Raw genomic sequence first — 20,346 nt, forward strand, 5'->3', positions numbered from 1 at the left:
TGTATGCAGAACTCCGCCGAATCGGCCTCTCTAACGTCGGGCACGCAGGCCAGTGCTGTTGCGCATCGCACCGATTTCGCCATTCTGGGCGCGATCAGTTTTTCACACCTGCTCAACGACATGATCCAATCGCTGATCGTGGCGATCTATCCGATTCTGAAAGGTGGCTTCAACCTGAGCTTCGCGCAGATCGGTCTGATCACACTGACTTACCAGGTTACGGCTTCGTTACTGCAGCCGCTGGTCGGTATGGTGGCTGATCGCAAGCCCATGCCTTATTCCCTGCCGGTAGGCATGGGTTTCACGCTTTGCGGTTTGTTGTTGTTGGCGACTGCACCGAATTTCACAGTGCTGTTACTGGCGGCAGCGCTGGTAGGCACGGGTTCGTCGGTGTTTCACCCCGAGTCCTCACGCGTCGCGCGCCTGGCTTCGGGTGGACAGCACGGCCTGGCACAATCGTTGTTCCAGGTGGGCGGCAACACAGGCACGTCGCTCGGGCCGTTGCTGGCAGCGTGGATCATCGTGCCGTATGGCCGCGGCAGTGTGGCCTGGTTCTCGCTGGCTGCCTTGCTGGCGATGGTGGTGTTGATGCAGGTGGGGCGTTGGTATCGCTTGCATCACGTCAGTCGCAGCAAAGCGGTGCGTCACGTCGCGGGTGAAGCGCTGAGCCGCAACAAGGTGATCATATGCCTGTTTATTCTAGGCATGCTGATCTTCTCCAAGTATTTCTACCTCGCCAGCATCAGCAGCTATTTCACCTTCTATCTGATCCACACCTTCAACGTGTCGGTGCAGAGCGCGCAGATACATTTGTTCGTATTTCTGTTCGCGGCGGCGGCCGGTACGATGATGGGTGGCCCCATCGGCGATCGCATCGGGCGCAAGTGGGTGATCTGGGTGTCGATTCTGGGCGTGGCGCCGTTCACGCTGATGCTGCCGCACGCCAATCTGTTCTGGACCGGCGTGCTGACGGTGGTGATCGGTTTGATTCTGTCGTCGGCGTTTTCGGCGATTCTGGTTTACGCGCAGGAGTTGATACCGGGGCGTGTAGGCATGGTCTCCGGCTTGTTCTTCGGTTTTGCCTTCGGCATGGGCGGTATTGGCGCAGCGGTGTTGGGTCGTGTAGCAGATGCATATGGCATCGATTATGTGTATTCATTGTGTGCGTATTTGCCGTTGATTGGCATGTTGGCAATTTTTCTGCCGAATTTGGAGCGCCATCCTTCCTGATTTTGTTGTCCCTGTTCGCTTATTCGCAGGCGGCCCCCTGTGGCCGCCCGGGCACGCAGCTGTCCTCTTGATCACATTTTCGTGCGTGCGAAATGCGCGCTTTTTTGCTCGTCATCCCGGCGCAGGCCGAGACCCAGTGTCTTCGCTCTTCTTAGAGCGAAGACTAAAGCAGAGTACTGGCGAACTAAAGTCACTGGGTCCCGGGCTGCGCCGGGATGACGAGCGAAGGCGTTTGGCGTTGAGATTTCGACTAAAAATGTGATCAAGAGACAGGGCACGCACGGGGCCTACCCCTACGGTATGTCCTGAGGGTATGAAACGGCCCGCATAAGCGGGCCGTTTCTGCTTCCTCAGTGCTTCGCAGGTGGTGGCCCTTGCACCACCTGCATAAGGCTGTGCGGCCTCAGGTATTTCTTGAACGCCGCCTGCACCTGCTCCGGCGTCATGGACAGGAAATGCTTCGCCGCCACCAGCGGCTGATCCAGCGGCTCGCCATGCCATGCCCAACTCAGCAGCGAACGGCCGATGCTGTTGATGCTGGCGACGCTTATCGGAATCGAGCGGATTTCGTACTGGCGTGCGTTATTCAGCTCTTCGGCCTTCACGGGTGTGTTCTGCATATCCAGCAGGTTCTGGCGCACCAGTCCATCGACTGCCGCCACCTTGTCCGGGTCACTGCCATACTGCACAAAGAAGATCGAGCGTGAGCGGTCTAAGCGCAAGCCGGAGCCCGCACCATAGGCGTAGCCATGTTTCACGCGGATATCGGCCATTAGGCGCGAGGCAAAGCCGTTGCCGCCGAGCACGTCATTGCCCAGTTGCAGCGCGTAACGGTCGGGGTTGTGCATGTTGAGTTCAAGCATCTGGCCCATCAGCACCTGGTCTTGCGAGGCATACGGGTTGTCGACCACGGTATAGCCGGCCGGATTGGTGGCGACCGGCTTGGCGATCACATCCGGTTTCGGACCTTCGGCTTTCCATGCGCCGAAGTAGCGTTCCACCGTGGCCTTGGCCTGGCCCGGCGTGACATGGCCGACCACGACGATGGTGGTGAGATCAGGGCGATATGTTTTCGCATAGTAATCCTTGATGTTCTGCAAGGTGAGTTTGTTGACCGTTTCCGGCGTGGCGCGCCGCAGGTCCGGATCGCCCTTGGGCAGCAGGCCTTCCATCATGGCCTTCATCATCTTGTACTGCGGCGACTGCATTTCGCCGGCCAGGCTGCGCGACAGCGTTTCCTGCCGCACGGCGAAGCCTTCCTGGGGTAAGGCCGGGTGCAGTTCGTTGTCAGCAAGCAGTTGCATGCCGCGGTCGAACTGGTCGCTGAGCACGGCGATGCCAAAATCGGTGCCGCCACTTTCCGTGGCGGAGATATCGTCCAGTGCCTTGTGATACGCATTGCGGTCCAGGGTGGTGGAACCGTAATCGAACAGCGTGGACAGTAGGCGTGACGCACCTTCCTGTCCAGCCGGCTCATGCAGCTTCGGGTTGTTGTCGATATGACCCAGCACCGTCACTGTCTTGCTGATGGTTTCCGGTTGCACGATCAGACGGATGCCGTTGACAAGCGTCATTTCCACCGGCGCCAGCGTCCAGCGCGGCATGTCCAGCTTGCTCAGCTTTTCAGCGGCCCATTCCGGCAGTGGCGCATCGAGCTTGTCGTTGCCGGCGAAGGATTCCGAACCGCCAAAGCCGACGCTGTCCGGCGGACGCTTGCCGTTGTTGTCGGAAGTGAGGACCACGGTGACACGCTGATCCGGTTTCAGATATTCACGCGCGACGCGATTCACATCATCGACAGTGACATGGCGAATCTGCTGTTCGGCTTCTTCGGGTGAATTCAGTCCCATCCACGCGATGGCCTGCGACCAGGCACTGGCGAGCGTTACGGCACTGTTCTTGTTGAATTCGGCTTGTGCGATCTCGGAACGCTTGGAGGTTTCCACCAGTTCGGCAGGTGTGCCGTTTTTCAGCAGGTCGTCGATCACGCCCTGCAGATCGGCTTGCGCCTTCTTGGCGTCGCCGCCCTTGGGGAAGCCGACTTCGATGACCCCGACGCCACCGTAGCTGAAAGGCTGCAACTGCGCATCGGCACTCAGTACCTTGCCTTGCACGGCGAGCGCGTTGAGCGAACTGCGTGCGTTGTTGAGCACGTCCAGCAGAACTTGCGCGGCAGCGTTGTCCTTTTCCTTCATGCCCGGCATGCGATACATGAACTGCACCGAACCCGTGCCTTGCGGGGTGGTAGCGGTAATCGTTTCCGGTTTGACGGGTTGCAGCTTCAGGGGGGCGGCTTTGGCCAGCTTGCGTTGCGGAATTTTGCCGAACAGTTCCTGCACCGTGGCGAACGTGCTTGGCGGATCGACATCGCCCACGATCACCAGCAAGGCGTTGTTCGGCGCATACCAGTCCTTGTAGAACGTTTGCAGATGTTCTGCCGTGGTTTTGTCGAACGACGGACGCGTACCGAGTGCATCTTCCGCGTAGCCGGTGCTTGCGTACAGAATGCGTTCGGCTTTTTGGAAAGCGAGATAACCTGGATCGGAAATATCGCGCGAGACTTCCTGTTCGATCGCACCGCGCTCGCGCTCCCAGTCTTTATGGGTGAGCAGCGCGCCTTCCATGCGTGTTGATTCGATGTGCAGCAGGATGTCGAGATAGTTCGACGGCGCCACGAAGTAATACTGCGTGGCGTCATTCGTGGTGAAGGCATTGTTTTCCGCCCCCATCTTGCCGGTCATTTCATTGAGCTGCGCACCGGTCATGCCCTGGCTGTCGCGGAACATCATGTGTTCCAGCGCATGCGCCGTGCCGGGGAAACCCGCCGGCGTGTGATAGCCGCCGGCCAGATAGGTGATCTGGGTGGTGACCATCGGCGAAAGTGTTTCGCGCACGATGACGACGCGCAGGCCATTGTCCAGGGTGGCACGCAGCACCTTGCCGTCGCTGGCAACGGCTTGCGAGACGGCGGGTGCATCGGCGAGGGCAGGGATGCTGGTGGCCACCAGCCCCATCCCCAGCATCAAGCTCCATGCCAATGTCTTGAAGGGTCTGGACATCATGTTTGGTTTTCCTAGTGTGGACAACGGTAGACCGCCGGATGGTGCCACAGTGCCCGGCAGGCGCCTACGTGCCAGAAGTGGATGCATACCCGCTATCGAGAAGAGACCGTGAAGAGTATCTTCTCGACATGTCGCAGGATTTCCCCAGTGTGGTGTCTCGCAAGTAACGTGAATAAATTCCGAGTGGATTTCGTCGCGAGACAAGGCGCGAGGAGGAGTCATAGTGGGCGCTATGGCGACGACGAGCAACGCAGGATCGTGGCGAAAGACGCCGGAATTTGTTCGTGTTACTTGTGAGACACCACACTAGGGAGGCGTGAATCTATGCTGGTCGTGACAACCGAAAACGTGCCGGGCCATCAGGTGGTGCAAGTCAAAGGCCAGGTGTTTGGCGTGGTAGTGCGCAGTCGTGGCATCGGCGGCAACATGCTGGCGGGCATCCGTTCGCTGGTCGGTGGAGAGATCCGTCAATACACGCAGTTGTTGGAAGAAGCGCGGCGCCATGCACTGGACCGGCTGGTGTCCAACGCCAAGGCGATGGGCGCCAACGCGGTGCTGATGATGCGCTTCGATTCGGCCGAAATCGGCCAGACCATGAGCGAAATCGTGGCCTATGGCACCGCTGTGGTGTTGGATCCTCCGACGTGAGCATGGGGACCCCTGCATGCATTTCAAATGCTACCCTTGCTGTTTTTCCAGCAGCAGGTAGCTATGACCAAAGAGGCCGGCCGTGGACACGCCCTGCTGGTAGGTGCGGGCATCCTTTGCAGCCGCCTGTTCGGCCTGGTGCGGCAGCGGGTGTTTTCCCATTATTTCGGCCTCTCCGACGCGGCCGATATCTTCAGCGCCGCACTGCGCGTTCCCAACTTTCTGCAGAACCTGTTCGGAGAGGGTGTGCTCTCGGCCTCCTTTATCCCTGTCTACGCCCGACTGCTGGCCCAGCACAAGCAGGAAGAGGCAGATCGCCTTGCCGGTGCCATCGCCGCGGCCCTAGCACTGATCATCGCCGTGATCGTGGCGCTGGGCGTGTTGGCGACGCCTTATCTGCTATGGGCGATTGCGCCGGGCTACACGGGTGAAAAGCGCGAGCTGACCATCCTGATCGTGCGGATCCTTTTCCCCGGCACCGGCATCTTGGTGTGGTCGGCGTGGTGCCTGGGTATTCTCAACAGCCATCACAAGTTCTTCCTTTCCTACGTTGCGCCGGTGGTCTGGAATCTTTCCATGATCCTGACCATGTTGTTCTTCCGTCACCGGGATGCGGATCGCCTGATCGTGTATCTGGCGTGGGGTACGGTGCTAGGTTGCTTGTTGCAGTTCTTGGTGCAGTTGGGGCCGGTGTTGAAGCTGGTGCCGGGCATGCGCTTGAAGCTTGATTTGCACAGTCTGCATGTACGGCAAGTGGGGGGTAGTTTCCTGGGCGTGGCGATCGGGCGTGGCGTGGTGCAGATCAGCGCCTTTATCGATCAGGCTATCGCCACCTTGCTGGGCAGCGGCGCTATTGCAGGCATGACCACGGCATCGTCGATCAATTTGTTGCCGGTCAGTTTGTTCGGCATGGCGATTTCCGCTTCGGAACTGCCGACGTTATCGCGCATGGCGGGCGATGAATGGAGTGCCGACGTGGCCACCAAGCTGTCGGCACGGTTGAACCATGGCCTGGAACGCATCGCCTTTTTTATTGTGCCTTCGTCGATGGCGTTTTTCGCGCTGGGCAATGTGGTGGTGGCGGCGCTGTATCAATCCGGTGCGTTTACCCGCAAGGATTCGTATTACGTCTGGGCTATCCTAGCAGGTTCTGGCGTGGGCCTGCTGGCCTCGACCTTTGGCCGGCTTTATGCCTCCACCTATTACGCGATGCGTGATACGCGTACACCATTGCGTTTTGCCATCGTGCGCCTGGTTTTTACCGTTGCACTGGGTCTGGCGAGTGCCTTGTTATTGCCAAGGGCGCTGGACATCCCTCTGCAATGGGGTGCGGTAGGACTTACCGCATCAGCCGGCGTGGCCGGCTGGATCGAGTTCCATTTACTGCGACGCAAGTTGAACAAGCGCATTGGCGCCACCGGTGTGTCGGTGGCGATGATGGTGAAGCTGTGGTCCGCAGCGGGTTTGGCCGTGTTGGTGGCGTGCATGGTGGAGCATTACCTGCCCCTGTATGGTCCGATCGTGACGGCGATATTCGTGCTCTCGACGTACGGCATGGTTTATTTCGGGGTGACCTATCTGATGCGCATCAAGGTATGCGTCGAAGTGTTAGGGAAGATGATGCGGCGCATCGGTATCGGCGGATAGTTTCCGTGCACGCTATCCACTGTGGCAACATCACCCATTGATGCGTGTCAGCGCGATAGCATGTGCATGACATACTGTTGGTCATGGCGAACTTGGCTACGCTCCGATCAAGCTTTCGAGCGGAATGTCGAGGTTCTTGTGGAGGTTGCGCACCATCTCCATGGTGAGGCCGCGTTTTCGATTCAGGACTTCGTAGACGCGGTTCTGCTTGCCAATGAAGGGCACGAGATCTTTAGCGGTGAGCCCTTGCTGCTCCATGCGGAACTTGATGGCTTCGATTGGATCGACTACCTCGATTGGGAAACGCCTTGCCTCGTAGCTCTCGATTACTAGGGTCAGGATCTCGAAGCGATCGCCCTCAGCCGAACCCGGCTCCGGCTCGTTGTCAAAATAGCCAGAAACCTCGCGAAGTGCATCCTGGTAGTCCTTTTGGGTGCGAATGGTGTGGATGGCTGGCTTAGTCATAAATCCTCCACGGTCGCCGCATCGACCTTGTCGTATTCGGCATAGGTGCCGATGAATTTGATGTAGAGCGCCTGGAAACGGTAGGCGACTGCGACAATTAAGCGATAGCTATTGCCCTTGATGTTGAAGACCACGCGATTCTTGCCGACGAAGCTGACGCTCGCATATTGGTCCTTGATGTCCTGAGGGTTGCTCCAGGAGGCTGCCTTGGCTTCGTCATACCATGCCTTGATGGCGTGTGCGGCTGATTGGTATATTTCGACACTTTTCGGATGCACTTGGTCACAGTAGCTTTCCGTCAACTGCGTATTCCGACGAAATCGGCCACTCATTCCAGCGCAAATCGGCCACCTGATCCGAGCCAAATCGGCCGGGTCTTCCGAGGTTAATCGGCCACCCCGGCAAAGGCCGTGCGCGGGGTGGGTGGATTATGGGGTGACGGAGCGGGTCGAGGCCACCGTGGCCGGAGCGCGCTTGCGCATGGACTCGCCGGTGAGGGCGAGTCGGTAGCTGTTATGGACGAGGCGATCGAGGATGGCGTCGGCGAGGGTGGGGTCGCCCAGGTACGCATGCCACTGCTCGACCGGCAACTGACTGGTGATGAGGGTGGATTTCTTGTCGTAGCGATCGTCGAGGATTTCCAGCAGGTCGCGCCGATTGAGGTCGGTCAGCGGTGCCAGGGCAAAGTCATCGAGCACGATCACGTCGACCTTGGCGAGCGAGCGGAAGTAAGCGCTACGACGTGATTCGGCGTGTGCCTTGGTCAGTTCATCGATCAATCGTGGCAGGCGGAAGTAGCGCACCGAGTAATCTGCCCGACAGGCCGCTTGAGCGAGCGCACACCCGAGATAACTCTTGCCGACACCGGTCGGTCCGGTGATCAGCACGTTCAGGTGCTCTTTGATCCACGTCAGCGTGGCGAGTTTGGCGATCAAGCACTTGTCCAGCCCCCGTGCGATGCGTGTATCGAGGTCTTCCAGGGTGGCGCTCTGTCCGAGTTTGGCCCAGCGTAAACGCTGATGCAGGCGCTGCGTATCGCGGTCGGCCATCTCGTGCTGAACCAACAGGGCCAGGCGGTCCTCGAAGGGCAAATGGTCGGCTTGGGTAGATGCCAGTTGCTGCGTCAGGGCGGCGGCCATGCCGCGCAAACGCAAGGATTGCAGTTGTTCGATCAAGGGATGTAGCACCATCGTGGTCTCCGTCAGTGGTAGTAGGACGCGCCGCGCACGTTGTCGTGCTCGGGCAGGGAAAGTGTCAATTCGGTTTGCGGAAGGGTGTGCTTGATCAGCGCACGAATGGCGCGGTAACTGGTGCTGTTGTGCGCCAGCGCCTGCTTGCAGGCTGCCTCCAGTTGCAGCGGCGAGAAGTCGTTGGCCAAGCGCAAAATGCCCAGGCATGCGCGCAACGCATATTCGGGATGCTTGCGCATGTTGACTTGCATGTTCAGCACGCCGACGACGTTCGGCCCGATGGTTTCGGCACGTGCAAACAACTGCTCGATCGTCAGCTCCGTGACCGCGCGATGGCTCTTCGGGCGATGCGCCGGGCAGGTCGTAAAACCGCCGCGCATCGTGGAGCGCGTATGCGCGGCGACGCGCGTGCCGCGCAGAAAGATTTCCACGGTGGAGGCACACAAACGCACGTCCACCACGCGGCCCGTCAGGGTATGCGGCACCGAGTAGTAATGCCGATCCACCTCGACGTGGTAGTCCAGGTGCACCTTGGCCTTCTTCCATTCGGCGTATTCGTAGCGCGTGGCAGGCAGCCGTTGCAGCGCTGCTCGTTCGATCGCCTCGAATACGCTCAGACGGCTTCCCTCGCGCTTCTGAAAGGGTTGCCGATTCAGTTCATCCAACAATGGGCGGATGGCTGCGTTGGCCTCGTTGAGCGAGAACAAGGATTGTTCGCGCAGCGGCGCCAGAATCCGCCGTTCCACCACCTGCACGCCCACTTCGGCCTTGGCCTTGTCGCGCGGCTTTCTCACCCGTGCCGGCAGCACCGTGGTGGCGTAGTGCTCGGCCAGATCCTGATACGACGGATTGATATCCGGATCGTAGCGATGTGCTTTGGTCACGCCGGCCTTGAGGTTATCGGGCACGATCGCGCGCGGCACACCACCGATGAATTCCAGTGCCCGCACGTGCGAGGCCAGCCAGTCAGGCACGCTCTGGGTCCAGGTGGCCTCGGCATAGGTGTAGCTTGAATGCCCGAGCACGGCCACAAAGATTTGTGCCGGACGCAGCTCGCCGGTGCGACGGTCGATGATGTCCAGCGTGTGTCCCGCGTAGTCGACAAACAGCTTGTCGCCCGGCACATGGACGTGGCGAAGCACCACGTCCTGCTTGCTGGCCCATTGCCGGTACAAATCGGCAAAACGGCTGTACTGATAACCGTCGGGGTGATGGGCTTTGTACTCCTCCCACAACAGCATCAGCGTGACGCCTTTGCGCGTCAGTTCGTAGTGGATACGAGGCCAGTCGGGGAGTGGTTGGTGAGCCTGCTCAGCCGACACGGTCGGCGGATAGAGCCGATCCCACAGCGTGTCTTCGTCCACCTCCTCGGGGAGCGGCCAATGGACGCCAGCGGCTTGCGCGCGGCGCAGGTAATCGGCCACGGTGCTGCGCGCCAGCTTGACGCTGGCTGCCACCTGGCGGGCGGATAGGCCGGCCGCGGTGAGCCGGAGAACTTCTCGAATCTTGCGCATGGACAACCTCGCTTTGGGCATCGCTCTGCTCGCTGGGGAAAAGCGGGCGAGCGTGCCCGATCAGGGGTCCACGCATGACGTTGGCAGGGTGGCCGATTTGGCTCGGAATGGGGGCCGATTTACGTCGGAACGGGTGGCCGATTTAGCTCGGAATCAGTGGCCGATTTGCGTCGGAATACGCACGTCAACCGCCGCTGAATACATTTTTATAGGTTTTTTTGCGTTTGCTAGTTGGCGACGCCGCTATTTTCGCCTACATTTCAGCTCGCCGAGAGGCATTTCAATAAACCAAATAACGATGGGGTAGTCCATGGCAAAGAAGGCAGCAAAAGGCAAAATGGCATCCAAAGCCGCCGCAGCTCCGAAGCCGATCAAGGAAGCACTGAGCAAGTCGGCTTTGGTTTCGCACCTGGCTGAAGCCACCGAAGTTGCTTCCAAGGATGTGCGCGCGGTGCTCGCCGCGCTTGAAGGCGTTGCGCATGCATCGATTCACAAGAAGGGGGCCGGTGTGTTCACCCTGCCGGGCCTGCTGAAGATCACCGCTGTCAACGTTCCGGCCAAGCCCAAGCGCAAGGGCGTTAATCCCTTTACAAAGGAAGAGCAGTGGTTCGCCGCCAAGCCGGCCACCGTGAAGGTAAAGATCCGTCCGCTGAAGAAGCTCAAGGACGCTGCACTCTGACCCTTGTTCTGGGCTGGTGCACGCGTATCGGCCTGGAAACGACGGGATGCGTCACTGCAAGGCGACGCATCCCGCTTCAGCGCATCCCATGTCGATGGAACGATGTCGCAGCGCCCAAGTCTTCTGCACTCAAGATGATTGATAAGGCGCGCAGGGCATCGTGATGGCGCATGGCTTATTCCAACGTATCCCGGATGGGAAAGGCCATACCTTACTGCACACTGGCTGTCGCAGTCGGTGCCGGCTTCAGCATCCCCTACACATCCTCGAGACGGCCATCGTTGAATTGCCCAGCGATGGGTCATTAGCGGATACACATCCACATTAAGGAAGCTGTGGAAGCGGATGCCACCCTGGAATGCCGGACCATGGGCAATGAATAAGACTTGCATGCGTAGATCAGCGTTGTCATACCCATGCTCGCCCAGTTTCGAATCGTCCTTGTGCTTGGCCAGATAATCGGTGGTCGTGATGCGCCAGCTCACATCGGCAACACACACCAACTGCGGCACACGCGCATTGGCGCCGTAGTTGAAGCGCTTGGGAATGCGTGTTTTGTCCCAGCAATACATGTGCTGTTGTGGTTGCTCCAACTGCTTTTCGATGGCGTTGAAATCGTGCTTGCGCTTGGGATTGAACCCGGCGATGGGTCCAAGCGTTATTTCCGCCACATCCTTCATGTTGATCAGTTTATCGATCCGGATGTTGTGGTCCGGTGGCACGCTGGCCATACCGTGATCGGCCAATACGATGATGTTGATGTGGTCATACAGGTTGCGCTGGCGAAGGCCATCTACCAGTCGCCCGATGGTGGCATCGGCATCACGCAGGACCTGGTGTGGCATCGGCATCACGCAGGACCTGGTTGAGCTCGGGGGCGTCCGGACCATACTTGTGGCCGGCTTTGTCGACGGCTTCGAAATACAGGGTGATAAAGCTGGGGTGCTGGTCGGCCGGCATATCCAGCCATGCAAGGACCTGGTCGACACGCTGGTCGGGCGTCACCTTGCTGTCGTAGATTTTCCAGAAATCCGGCCGCTTGCTCTGGATGGGCGCATCGGAGCCCGGCCAGAACATGGTTGCTATGCGCAAGCTGTTGGCATTGGCCGTGACCCACAGCTGAGTCGCCTGGTCCCACCACAGTTCGTTGTTCACGGCCTTGCGGTCATCATGTGCGAACTTGCCTAGTTCCGGGAAGCAATCCCACCAATGATTGCGCAGTTATATGACTAATACAGCTTTCTTACCCGCAAAATGGGCGCGCGAGCTGGATTATCGCCAGATCAAAGAGCTGTGGGCGTCATGTCATCGGCTAGGTGCTCGGTGTAAGCCAGCACATCGTGTTCCATCCAGACCTTGCCGTGCTTGTGCGTCAGGTGTCGATAAGCGGGCAATAGGTCGTTTGGGTAGCGGCAAAACGAATCCATCCACGTAGCTCATAGCCCCGCCCGCCTAGGCGGCGCCAAACCAGTTATCCGGAATTTGGTGCCTTAAAACGGCCTGTGAGTAACTGCCTGGGCTAGGAAAAAGAGAAATCGCAACACCTCATCGGACGGCCCACTATGGAGATGCCTGGACCGCCCCCGCAGGGGTGCCCGAAAGTGCCGTTCTGCACTTCCCGGGCTTGCCGGGTTGGCACATGTACCAACCTGGTTCCCCGAATCAGTCTTTTGAAAGCGACTGATTTGCGGCAGGCCATCCATGGCCTGGCTTTGCAGGCTTTTGCTGGCAAGGCCCTGGTCTCAGCCATGTCTACGGCTGAGATGACCCTCATGGCAATACTCAAGTGGAGAAGACACATGCACGCACATTTCGAACGTACCGGCCCCCTGGTGGAACTGTCCAGCTACCCGACCTGGGCACAAGATCTGGTAACCGCCTGCCAGGCCACCAAGCAAAGCGTGATTGACCATGAGGTGTGGTCGATCATGTGCGAGGCGAGCCTGGATGCCGTTGCCACCCGTGATTTCATGGTGGGCGTATGGCCCGTGATTGAGCGTTTTCCCGGTTATATGGCACTCAATCTGCTGAAAACGCGCTATGGTCGTAGCAAGGGAGAAAACATGGCCCGGCGCTGGTTGGTGCGCAATATCCGGGTGGAGCAAAATCACGCAGAGTACTGGCTCAACTGGGCCGAAGGGGCTGGCGTACCCGAGAGCGAGGTACTGAACGGTACCGCACCCTATGGCACGGAATCCCTGGCCAGTTGGTGCGAGGAGGTGAGCCGTAGCGCGCCGCTGGCGGCAGGTATGATTGCCACCAACTACGCGGTGGAAGGGGCGACAGGGGAGTGGTCACAAAAGGTCTATGAAAGCGTGGCCTATTCCGAAAGTTTCCCCAAGGCCATCAGGACGCACAGCTTGCGTTGGCTTCAGCTTCACGCAGCTTATGATGATACTCACCCTTGGGAGGCCCTTGAGATCGTCTGCACCCTGGTCGGCCACGACCCTCGTGCAGATGAGGTGGCGTACCTGCAAGAATGCGTCAAACGGAGTTACGTAAGCATGAGGATTACCTTGGATCGGTGTCTGGATGTGCGTCGTGACCCTTGGCTGCTTAATGAGCCCGCCCTGGATGAACCCGTTTTCAACGGGCCGGTCGTGGCTAAAGAGGCTGCCGCTTAAGTTTAAGTAAGGGTAGTGGTGGGGTGATACACATCAACAGCATCTTCGTGCAGAGTGATGGCTGATTGTGGTTTCTAAAGAGGCACGATGCGTATCACCACGAATGTTCAGCAACGGCCGCTGTCTCGTCGCCTTATGCCGTTGGCATATGGCCTGGCAGCGGTCGTTGGTTTGGTTCTATGCCTGACCTGGGGCGCCCTCCAGGTCCAGGTGACGCTTGCCGGCTTTTTGAACGGCGAAAGTCTTTGGTCTAAGGCCCAGAAGCAGACCGTCATCGATCTGTATGCCTACGCCCGCAGTGGCGATCCGGAGAAACTGGAAAGTTTTAGACGCAACTATGAAGTGGTTCGTACCGATCGCTGGGCGCGTGATGCCATTGCGAAAGGCGATTATGACAAACATCAAGTGTCCGAGGCTTTCAAGCGCGGCGGGGTTATTCCGGCAGCCATTCCAGGGATGATCTTCATCCTCGATCATTTTTCGCATGCTCCCTACATGGAGCAAGCCATCGCCGATTGGCACTCAGTGGACAGTTCTATCGAAGAGTTCAACACCATCGCCGGCGAGTTGCAGCAGGCGTATACGCAAGGCCACTTGTCGGAAGCGGAGCTGGCGCGGCAAAGCGCGCGCATGGATGCCCTCAACAATTACATCCAGCCGCGCAGCGACGAATTCTCGCTCGACATTGCGCTGGGTGCGGCATGGCTGGGTGGCGTGTTGTTTATCGCGGTGCTGGTGACCGCTTTGCTGGCGTCTTTGCTGTGGATCCGCATGGCCAAGCGCATTCTGGCTGGCATCCGTGGCACCGAGGAAAAATATCGGCTGCTGTTCGACAGTGCCGCCGACGCTATCGTGATGGTGGATGAAACGCACGGCAAGATCCTAGGCGTGAACCGTACCGCCAGCGTGTGGACCGGCCGCGATCAGCAAGAACTGGTCGGCGTGGATTTTCTCAAGCTGTTCGTAGAAGGCAGCACACGCACCGCCGGTTCATCCATCATCGGATTGTTGCATACGGCGAATGGCGTGATGCGCACGGTGGAAACCCACAGCAGCCTCACCACCTGGGGCGCGCAGCCTGTGCGCCAGGCCATCATGCGCGATGTTTCCGATCGCGTGGTGATGGAGCAGGAGCGCCGCATCGCCTCCGAAGCAATGGCCAGCGTGGCTGAAGGCATCATCATTGCTGACGCCGAGCGCCGGGTGACTGCGGTCAACGCCGCACACACACGCATTACCGGTTACACGCTGCAATACCTGCAACATCATCGTTTCGACGAGCTGCGTCGCATGCCGGATGGCTCGTCCTTGCCCACCTCAATCTGGGATATGGTGGCCGAAGGTGGCAACTGGGTGGGTGAAGTGCAGAGCTGGTGCTCGGACGGTTCATCCTATCCGGAGCTGCTCAGCATCAGCGCGATTCGCAATAGTGATGGCCGCGTGCAGCATTACGTAGCGGTCATTACTGATATCACGCGTAGCAAGGCTGATCGCCAGCGCCTGGAATACATGGTGGCGCACGACCCGCTGACCGGACTGGCCAATCGCAGCGAATTCCAACGTCACTGCTCGCATGCCATCGAGGTCGCTGCGCGCACGAACGGCGCGACAGCGGTGTTGTTCGTCGACCTGGATGCCTTCAAGGCCGTCAACGACAGTTACAGCCACGCCATCGGCGACCGCCTGTTGGTGAAAGTGGCGCAGCGCATTCGCCGGGAGTTGGGCGAGAACGATGTGGCCAGCCGCATCGGCGGGGACGAATTCACCGTGCTGCTGGGCGGCTTGCGCACACGCGAACAGGCTGCGCAGTTTGCCGGCCGGCTGTTGCAAAGTCTGTCCGAGCCGATGTTGATCGGCGACTACGAAATTGTAATGAGTGCGAGTATCGGTATCGCTGGTTATCCGCTGGATGGCAGCGATCCGGTCGTGCTGATCGCCAATGCCGATGCCGCGATGTACGCCGCCAAGACGCAGGAGCGCAACACGTTTCGTTTCTACACGCCGCTGATGCATGCCGACGCGCGCATGCGCCTGATGCTGGGCGCTGATCTGCGGCAGGCCCTGACGCGCGACGAATTCCACTTGGTGTTCCAGCCTAGCGTGGAGCTGCGCAGTGGCCGCATCGTTGCGGTAGAAACGCTGCTACGCTGGCGTCATCCCGAGCGTGGCGAATTGATGCCGGACGAATTCATTCCGCTGGCCGAAAGTCTGGGCCTGATCCGTCGCATCGACGCCTGGACCATGCGTGCCGCATGCGCGCAAATTCGCCTATGGGACCAGGCCAAGCTACCGCCTATCCGTGTGGCGCTCAATGCTTCCGCGGCGACCTTCGGGCACCCGGGCTTTATCGAGAGCGTGAAGCAGGCCCTGCAAGCCAGCCAGATTTCGCCCAAGCGGCTGATGTTCGAAATTACCGAAAGCGCGATCCTGCGCCTGGGCGAAGCCACCGAGCAGACCATGCACGCGCTGCATGCACTAGGCATCGGCATTGCCATCGACGATTTTGGTACGGGTTATTCATCGCTGGCCTATCTGAAACTATCCGGTATCGATTACCTCAAGATCGACCGCTCCTTCGTGACTGATCTGCCGGACAGTGCGAATGACGTGGCCATTGTCAAAGCCATGCTTGCCATCGCCCAGAGCCTGGGCATCTGCACCATTGCCGAAGGCATTGAATCCGTCGCGCAACACGATTTCCTGTTGCATGCCGGTTGCGTTGAAGGGCAGGGTTACTACTACGCGCGTGGCTTGGCGGCGACAGAAATCGAGCGGATGCTGTTGCCCAATCCGCGACATGAATCATTGCGCTTGCGATTGGTGCCACCGAAGTAGGTCGGGTTACCCTAGACTTGATCCCTGTCTCTTGATTCGAGGGTAACCCGACCTATACCAGTCCAGTGTCTCAAAGCTTCACCTCAACCATCTGCTGCTCGGGCTGATACAACGCTGGATACATCTGCTTCAACCGGGCCACCTTCGGCGCATCGTTGATCACGATATACATGTCATCCGGATGATTGCGCGCGTAATCTTGATGGTAGGACTCTGCCGGATAAAACGCCTTCAGCGGTTGTACCATCGTCACGATGGATGCATCGAAGACTTTGGCCGCATTGAGTTGTGTGATATACGCCTGTGCAATTTTCTGCTGCTCCGCATTGGCGTAGAAGATTTCCGAGCGGTACTGCGTACCCGTATCCGGGCCTTGCCGATTGAGCTGGGTCGGATTGTGCGCTACCGCGAAATACACCTTCAGCAGTTGGCCATAGCTGATCACGGCCGGATCGAACTGGATCTTCACTGATTCGGCGTGACCGGTATAACCATCGCTCACATCGTCATAATGTGCCGTATCGGCATCGCCACCGCTATAGCCGGCCCAAACCTGCCGCACGCCTTTCACGTGTTCGAACACCGATTGCATGCCCCAGAAGCACCCGCCGGCGAGTACTGCGGTTTCGGTGTTGTGCGTGCTGACCTTGGCGACGTCGATGTCGGGGTCGGGGAGGTTGGTGTTGCCTGCCATGACGGTACAGGCGGTGAGGCTACCGAGGGCGAATACATGGATCAGGCGGGGGAGTTTCATCGGGGAGCTCCGGAGGGCTGATGCTTTGTATTCGTTGGTGTGGTGGGCAGGGTTACCTTTGTATTCACCGTCAAGTTCTAAGTCGATGTATTCATGTTCAATGCCGCGAAGGAAAAGCGATGGGATGTTCAGGCAGGCTCAGGAATGCAAAGAATGGGCGGTTCTGGTCGATGGCGAAACTGGCGGACTCATGCAGGATGCCCAGCAAGGTATCAAAGTCCTTGGTCGCGGTCTGACGCAGGTCATTGGCATGGTCGAGCAACAGCGCATGGCCGACACCATGCAGCCAGCCAAGATCGCGTAGGCTGTCGACCAAGGCATCCCAGTTGTGGCCAAAGCCGGAAGGAAGCTTCAACGCGGTGGCCAGGCGGCGCAGCAGTTCGCCCTTGTCGTAGCAACCGGCGAGGTCGGCACGGCAGACATAAAGGTGCCCTTCCTCGGCGGCGGCGGCGAGTGCTTCGAAATCCTCGGCATCGACAAAATAGACCCCGCCGTCATCGGCCTGGGTGAGGTCGAGGGCGCTTTCTGCGCTCATCGGTATTCCTGGAAGGGATGGAATGGCTGGAAGCTGTGGTAGTGATCGCCGGTGTAATAGAACACCGTGGGCGGTGTGCCGCCGGTGATGATGCGCCGTGTACCGCGGTTGCGTGCGTCCGGCGTGTCGACCGTGTATTCGTGGTAGAAACCGCGCGGCTGCTGCGGCAGCAAGCCTTCGTAATTGTCGAACACGACGCCGTCCTGGCTATACGGGAACGGGCCATTGTGCATGATGCGCGTCAGCGTATCGCAGGCTTCAGACGGCATGAACGAAGGCAGATTTGCATCAGCGGCAGGGCAGTTGCTGGCCGGCAGCGTAACGTTGCCGCTCGACGTCATCTCAGGCGGTTTGGCTGGGTGCTGGTGCCAGTAGACCAGGGCACCTACAAACAGCACCAGAAGTATCGATGGGATAAATCTTGATGGCGACATCGCGGACTCCTTGCTTACAATACTGATTTTGCCGGTCAGCATGTCGAGCGGCAGTATTTTCAGGCAGAGTGGGGGACCTTACACGTCTATTTGTCCGGGTGCGGCCGGGCTGTCTTCGCCCAGGGGGCCGAGGTTTCGAACGATCATGTTCTGCGGCGTGGATAGCGGCAATTGCGCTTTTGCCAGGCGTGACAGCATGTCGAATAGCAGATCGCTTTTTACGGTGGCGGCATCGCGCGGGCTGCGCACATAGGCCACGCCGCTGAAGGTCATGGCGCTGCTGGTGACGTCATCCAGCAGCACAAATGGAGCAGGCGTTTCGAGGGTCGCATCGTTGGCAGTCAGCGCGCTCATCATGATCTCGTGCATCTTGGCTGCATCCGTGCCCAATGGCATCGGTAGGCTGATCTTCACGCGGCCCAGCGCATTGCCATGCGTAACGTTGCGCAGGTTCTGGGTAATGAACTGTGAGTTCGGCACAATCATGGTAGAACGGTCCCACAATTGGATTTCGGTAGCGCGCACGTTGATGCGTTTCACGTCACCTTCCACGCCAGCCATACTGACCCAGTCACCCACCTTCACCGGCTGCTCTGCCAGCAGGATCAGGCCGGAAATAAAGTTCGACACGATAGCCTGCAGACCAAAACCGATGCCCACCGACAACGCGCTAGCGATCCAGGTAAGGCTTTGCAGGCTGACGTCGGCGGTTTTCAGCGCCAATGCAAACACGATCACCACTGCTACATAATTTAGCAAGGTGACGATCGACATCTGCATACCAAGGTCGAATCGGGTCTTAGGCAGCAGTTGCTCCAACAGCCAGCGCTTGATGATGCGCACCACCAACATGCCGGCGACGAATACCACCAGCGCATTGAAGATGGCACCAGGCTTGATGGTGAGTTCGCCTACCTTCAGCCCGACAAACACGTTGCCAATATGCGAGAACAGATCGTTCGGACCACCGCCGAATGGCATCAGCAGGGTACCGACGGCCACCAGCAACAGCAGCACCCGGCACAGGGCAGAAAGAACGGTCGAAGATTGTTCCAGCGCACTCGGCGAAATATTGAATGTCGCTTGCAGGCGATGACCGCTGTGCCCCTTCGGGCTGAGCAGAGTTTGGAACAGATCGTGTTGCAAATGCGTGAGCATGTAGAGCGATGCCACGATCATGCCAATCCACAGCATCTGCCACGAGATAAAGAACGCAAACGCGATGTAGCCGGTGAACACCGCTAACCACGCCACCACCACCGCCACCGCAGCCACGCCTGCCAGTGCACCAACCCAAAGCGCATGCTTCACCGGCTTTTTTTCGTGACTGTTGTTGCGCCTGATGCGTTTTACCCGTAGAAATGCAGCGCCAATCAGGCCGCTAATAAACAGGGCTAGCGCAGCGCGCGTGCATATCGCGGCGGGCAGGCTGCTGCCAGCGATGCCGAAGAGATGCTCCAGCGTGATGAGCAGCAGAAAGGCGCCGCCCAGCAACCACGGAAACCAGCGCAGCGCGTGAGCCGTGGCGTCCATCAAGGTGGGTAGCCGCCAGGATGGATGGCGGTAGGAAAGCAGTGCGCGTCCCAGCCCGGCGACAAAGGCGGCGAAGAACGCTGCGCGGATGATCGACTGCGCCAGCGTATCCAGATCTTCGTCCAGTGTATCGTTCCAGTTCGTGCCTTGGTAAAGCAGCCACGTTGCCAGTCCGATCGATAGGGTGACGGAGAGTGTGAAGATCACCGCCAGCGCGCTGCGCCGAAAATGTCCTTCGGGCATATAGCGCTGCGCCAGTGCAAAAGCCAGGCGTTCGACAAGCTGGCGTCCCGGCACGATCAGCAGCATCGCGCCCAGCAGGCACAGGATGAACGGCGTGCGGTTGTCCGGTTGCCATGCGCTGGCGATGCCATCGGCGGCCAGACCCTTGATGCGTTGCAAACGCACGTTGTCGTCGGGAAAAGAATGGGCGAGATCCGACCAGAAACGCATGCTCAGCGGCGAGCCGGCGCGCGTGGCGAGCTGCATCTGGAACTGCTCATTGCGCGTTTCGGCAATTTCTGTCGTCAGCTTGGCCGCATCCTGGCTCAGCAGTTGCGCCTGTTTGATCTCGTTATCCAGCTTGCTCTTGTCGCGATCCAGTTGGCGGCGCTGCTGGCTGACAGCCGCGGTTTCCGGCGGAGCGCCGGCGGCTGGCGGTGGCCCGAGCACGGTCAACCGTGACTGCACGTTATCCAATTCGGGTGTCAACGTGTTCACCCATTGACTAGCTTGTTGTTGCACCGTGCCGGCTTGTGCGCTCAGGTCACCCAAGGCTTGCCCGCTCGCTGACTTGCCGCTCAGCGTGGCCTTGATGCCATCGAGCTGCTTGTTGAGGCCGGTCAAAGCCTGGGCAGGGTCTTGGGTGGAACTCGCACTAGCTGGCGCAGCGCTGCTTGAAGAGGGATTCTGTGCATCTGCTGAGGGCACGGTGATGGCCGCCGGGCCCAGCACAAGCGAAAGGAGAAACAACGGACGGAGAAAGGTGCGCATACCGGACATCATCCGAATGACACGTCGGACGGTCAATGATTCCCACTGATATGTGGCGTTCAAGTGTGGGCAACGTTCAGTCTGGTTTCCGCTGCACAGCGGTAAGTGATAGATCGTCGATGCGGGCGGCCCGGTATGGACCTTAGTATAGTGTGCGGGCTCGATTCCCCATTTCCGATGGCCCACAGGCGGGCAAGACGCCA

17 protein-coding genes and 1 pseudogene are annotated in these 20,346 nt (G+C 59.1%); 6 read left to right on the top strand and 12 right to left on the bottom strand.

Features of this window, described 5'->3' with window-relative positions:
* Positions 1–3 precede the first annotated feature (3 nt).
* Positions 4–1,230 (top strand): MFS transporter, encoded by a 1,227-nt coding sequence (locus tag EO087_RS03670; RefSeq protein WP_128897694.1) that lies wholly within the window; start codon positions 4–6, stop codon positions 1,228–1,230.
* A gap of 350 nt (positions 1,231–1,580) precedes the next feature.
* On the opposite strand, the gene EO087_RS03675 is transcribed toward EO087_RS03670, so the two are convergent.
* Positions 1,581–4,292 (bottom strand): pitrilysin family protein, encoded by a 2,712-nt coding sequence (locus tag EO087_RS03675; protein WP_128897695.1) that lies wholly within the window; start codon positions 4,290–4,292, stop codon positions 1,581–1,583.
* 324 nt (positions 4,293–4,616) lie between these two features.
* Here EO087_RS03675 and EO087_RS03680 point away from each other — a divergent pair, with 324 nt between their 5' ends.
* Positions 4,617–4,940 (top strand): YbjQ family protein, encoded by a 324-nt coding sequence (locus tag EO087_RS03680; RefSeq protein WP_128897696.1) that lies wholly within the window; start codon positions 4,617–4,619, stop codon positions 4,938–4,940.
* 63 nt (positions 4,941–5,003) lie between these two features.
* Entirely contained in the window at positions 5,004–6,587 is a 1,584-nt protein-coding gene (gene murJ / locus EO087_RS03685) for a murein biosynthesis integral membrane protein MurJ (protein WP_164931757.1), read from the top strand.
* Positions 6,588–6,683: 96 nt separating this feature from the next.
* On the opposite strand, the gene EO087_RS03690 is transcribed toward murJ, so the two are convergent.
* The 4 genes from EO087_RS03690 to istA form a co-directional block, all read right to left on the bottom strand.
* On the bottom strand, positions 6,684–7,052 hold the full coding sequence (locus EO087_RS03690) for a transcriptional regulator (protein WP_128897697.1): 369 nt from the start codon (positions 7,050–7,052) through the stop codon (positions 6,684–6,686).
* On the bottom strand, positions 7,049–7,354 hold the full coding sequence (locus EO087_RS03695; RefSeq protein WP_240669119.1) for a type II toxin-antitoxin system HigB family toxin: 306 nt from the start codon (positions 7,352–7,354) through the stop codon (positions 7,049–7,051). The genes EO087_RS03690 and EO087_RS03695 overlap by 4 nt, the downstream gene beginning before the upstream one ends.
* Positions 7,355–7,480: 126 nt before the next feature.
* Positions 7,481–8,242 carry an IS21-like element helper ATPase IstB gene (istB, locus tag EO087_RS03700; protein WP_128897577.1) on the bottom strand — a complete coding sequence of 254 codons (762 nt, stop codon included), beginning with the start codon at positions 8,240–8,242 and terminating at the stop codon, positions 7,481–7,483.
* An 11-nt stretch (positions 8,243–8,253) separates the two neighbouring features.
* Positions 8,254–9,777, bottom strand: coding sequence for an IS21 family transposase (gene istA, locus EO087_RS03705; RefSeq protein ID WP_128897578.1), 1,524 nt, complete (start codon positions 9,775–9,777; stop codon positions 8,254–8,256).
* Between the two features lie 289 nt (positions 9,778–10,066).
* Here istA and EO087_RS03710 point away from each other — a divergent pair, with 289 nt between their 5' ends.
* The gene (locus EO087_RS03710; protein WP_128897699.1) at positions 10,067–10,435 is read left to right on the top strand and encodes an HU family DNA-binding protein; all 369 of its coding nucleotides are present in this window, start codon (positions 10,067–10,069) and stop codon (positions 10,433–10,435) included.
* Between the two features lie 467 nt (positions 10,436–10,902).
* On the opposite strand, the pseudogene EO087_RS16620 reads toward EO087_RS03710, so the two are convergent.
* From EO087_RS16620 to EO087_RS16630, 3 genes and pseudogenes are all read right to left on the bottom strand, one after another.
* Positions 10,903–11,325, bottom strand: a pseudogene (locus tag EO087_RS16620) (alkaline phosphatase family protein); the annotation flags it as partial.
* A complete protein-coding gene (locus EO087_RS16625) occupies positions 11,258–11,590 on the bottom strand; it encodes an alkaline phosphatase family protein (RefSeq protein ID WP_240669120.1) in 333 nt (110 codons plus the stop codon). The gene EO087_RS16625 and the pseudogene EO087_RS16620, both read right to left, overlap by 68 nt.
* 128 nt (positions 11,591–11,718) lie before the next feature.
* Positions 11,719–11,862: a hypothetical protein gene (locus tag EO087_RS16630; RefSeq protein ID WP_240669121.1), complete on the bottom strand. Its 144-nt coding sequence runs from the start codon at positions 11,860–11,862 to the stop codon at positions 11,719–11,721.
* Between the two features lie 372 nt (positions 11,863–12,234).
* Here EO087_RS16630 and EO087_RS03725 point away from each other — a divergent pair, with 372 nt between their 5' ends.
* Together EO087_RS03725 and EO087_RS03730 are read left to right on the top strand one after the other, a co-directional pair.
* On the top strand, positions 12,235–13,059 hold the full coding sequence (locus EO087_RS03725; protein ID WP_128897701.1) for an iron-containing redox enzyme family protein: 825 nt from the start codon (positions 12,235–12,237) through the stop codon (positions 13,057–13,059).
* Positions 13,060–13,146: 87 nt separating this feature from the next.
* Positions 13,147–15,894: an EAL domain-containing protein gene (locus EO087_RS03730; protein WP_240669122.1), complete on the top strand. Its 2,748-nt coding sequence runs from the start codon at positions 13,147–13,149 to the stop codon at positions 15,892–15,894.
* Positions 15,895–15,964: 70 nt separating this feature from the next.
* Here EO087_RS03730 and msrA read toward each other — a convergent pair whose 3' ends face one another.
* From msrA to EO087_RS03750, 4 genes are all read right to left on the bottom strand, one after another.
* Positions 15,965–16,648, bottom strand: a complete 684-nt coding sequence (gene msrA, locus EO087_RS03735; protein ID WP_128897702.1) for a peptide-methionine (S)-S-oxide reductase MsrA — start codon at positions 16,646–16,648, stop codon at positions 15,965–15,967.
* Between the two features lie 97 nt (positions 16,649–16,745).
* Positions 16,746–17,183 carry a barstar family protein gene (locus EO087_RS03740; protein ID WP_128897703.1) on the bottom strand — a complete coding sequence of 146 codons (438 nt, stop codon included), beginning with the start codon at positions 17,181–17,183 and terminating at the stop codon, positions 16,746–16,748.
* A complete protein-coding gene (locus tag EO087_RS03745; RefSeq protein ID WP_128897704.1) occupies positions 17,180–17,617 on the bottom strand; it encodes a ribonuclease domain-containing protein in 438 nt (145 codons plus the stop codon). Before EO087_RS03745 ends, EO087_RS03740 begins: the two co-directional genes overlap by 4 nt.
* A 78-nt stretch (positions 17,618–17,695) precedes the next feature.
* The gene (locus EO087_RS03750) at positions 17,696–20,143 is read right to left on the bottom strand and encodes a DUF3772 domain-containing protein (RefSeq protein ID WP_128897705.1); all 2,448 of its coding nucleotides are present in this window, start codon (positions 20,141–20,143) and stop codon (positions 17,696–17,698) included.
* Positions 20,144–20,346: the final 203 nt, after the last annotated feature.

The sequence above is a fragment of the Dyella sp. M7H15-1 genome, assembly GCF_004114615.1.
In the GTDB taxonomy this organism is placed as follows: Bacteria; Pseudomonadota; Gammaproteobacteria; order Xanthomonadales; family Rhodanobacteraceae; genus Dyella_B.

What these genes read in the sequence shown, in the direction of transcription:
- EO087_RS03745 (WP_128897704.1), bottom strand. Translation starts at nt 17,617, where the DNA reads ATGTCGCCATCAAGATTTATCCCATCGATACTTCTGGTGCTGTTTGTA.
- EO087_RS03710 (WP_128897699.1), top strand. Translation starts at nt 10,067, where the DNA reads ATGGCAAAGAAGGCAGCAAAAGGCAAAATGGCATCCAAAGCCGCCGCA.
- EO087_RS03740 (WP_128897703.1), bottom strand. Translation starts at nt 17,183, where the DNA reads ATGAGCGCAGAAAGCGCCCTCGACCTCACCCAGGCCGATGACGGCGGG.
- EO087_RS03670 (WP_128897694.1), top strand. Translation starts at nt 4, where the DNA reads ATGCAGAACTCCGCCGAATCGGCCTCTCTAACGTCGGGCACGCAGGCC.
- istA (WP_128897578.1), bottom strand. Translation starts at nt 9,777, where the DNA reads ATGCCCAAAGCGAGGTTGTCCATGCGCAAGATTCGAGAAGTTCTCCGG.
- istB (WP_128897577.1), bottom strand. Translation starts at nt 8,242, where the DNA reads ATGGTGCTACATCCCTTGATCGAACAACTGCAATCCTTGCGTTTGCGC.
- murJ (WP_164931757.1), top strand. Translation starts at nt 5,004, where the DNA reads ATGACCAAAGAGGCCGGCCGTGGACACGCCCTGCTGGTAGGTGCGGGC.
- EO087_RS03730 (WP_240669122.1), top strand. Translation starts at nt 13,147, where the DNA reads ATGCGTATCACCACGAATGTTCAGCAACGGCCGCTGTCTCGTCGCCTT.
- EO087_RS03680 (WP_128897696.1), top strand. Translation starts at nt 4,617, where the DNA reads ATGCTGGTCGTGACAACCGAAAACGTGCCGGGCCATCAGGTGGTGCAA.
- msrA (WP_128897702.1), bottom strand. Translation starts at nt 16,648, where the DNA reads ATGAAACTCCCCCGCCTGATCCATGTATTCGCCCTCGGTAGCCTCACC.
- EO087_RS03675 (WP_128897695.1), bottom strand. Translation starts at nt 4,292, where the DNA reads ATGATGTCCAGACCCTTCAAGACATTGGCATGGAGCTTGATGCTGGGG.
- EO087_RS03690 (WP_128897697.1), bottom strand. Translation starts at nt 7,052, where the DNA reads ATGACTAAGCCAGCCATCCACACCATTCGCACCCAAAAGGACTACCAG.
- EO087_RS16630 (WP_240669121.1), bottom strand. Translation starts at nt 11,862, where the DNA reads ATGGATTCGTTTTGCCGCTACCCAAACGACCTATTGCCCGCTTATCGA.
- EO087_RS03725 (WP_128897701.1), top strand. Translation starts at nt 12,235, where the DNA reads ATGCACGCACATTTCGAACGTACCGGCCCCCTGGTGGAACTGTCCAGC.
- EO087_RS03750 (WP_128897705.1), bottom strand. Translation starts at nt 20,143, where the DNA reads ATGCGCACCTTTCTCCGTCCGTTGTTTCTCCTTTCGCTTGTGCTGGGC.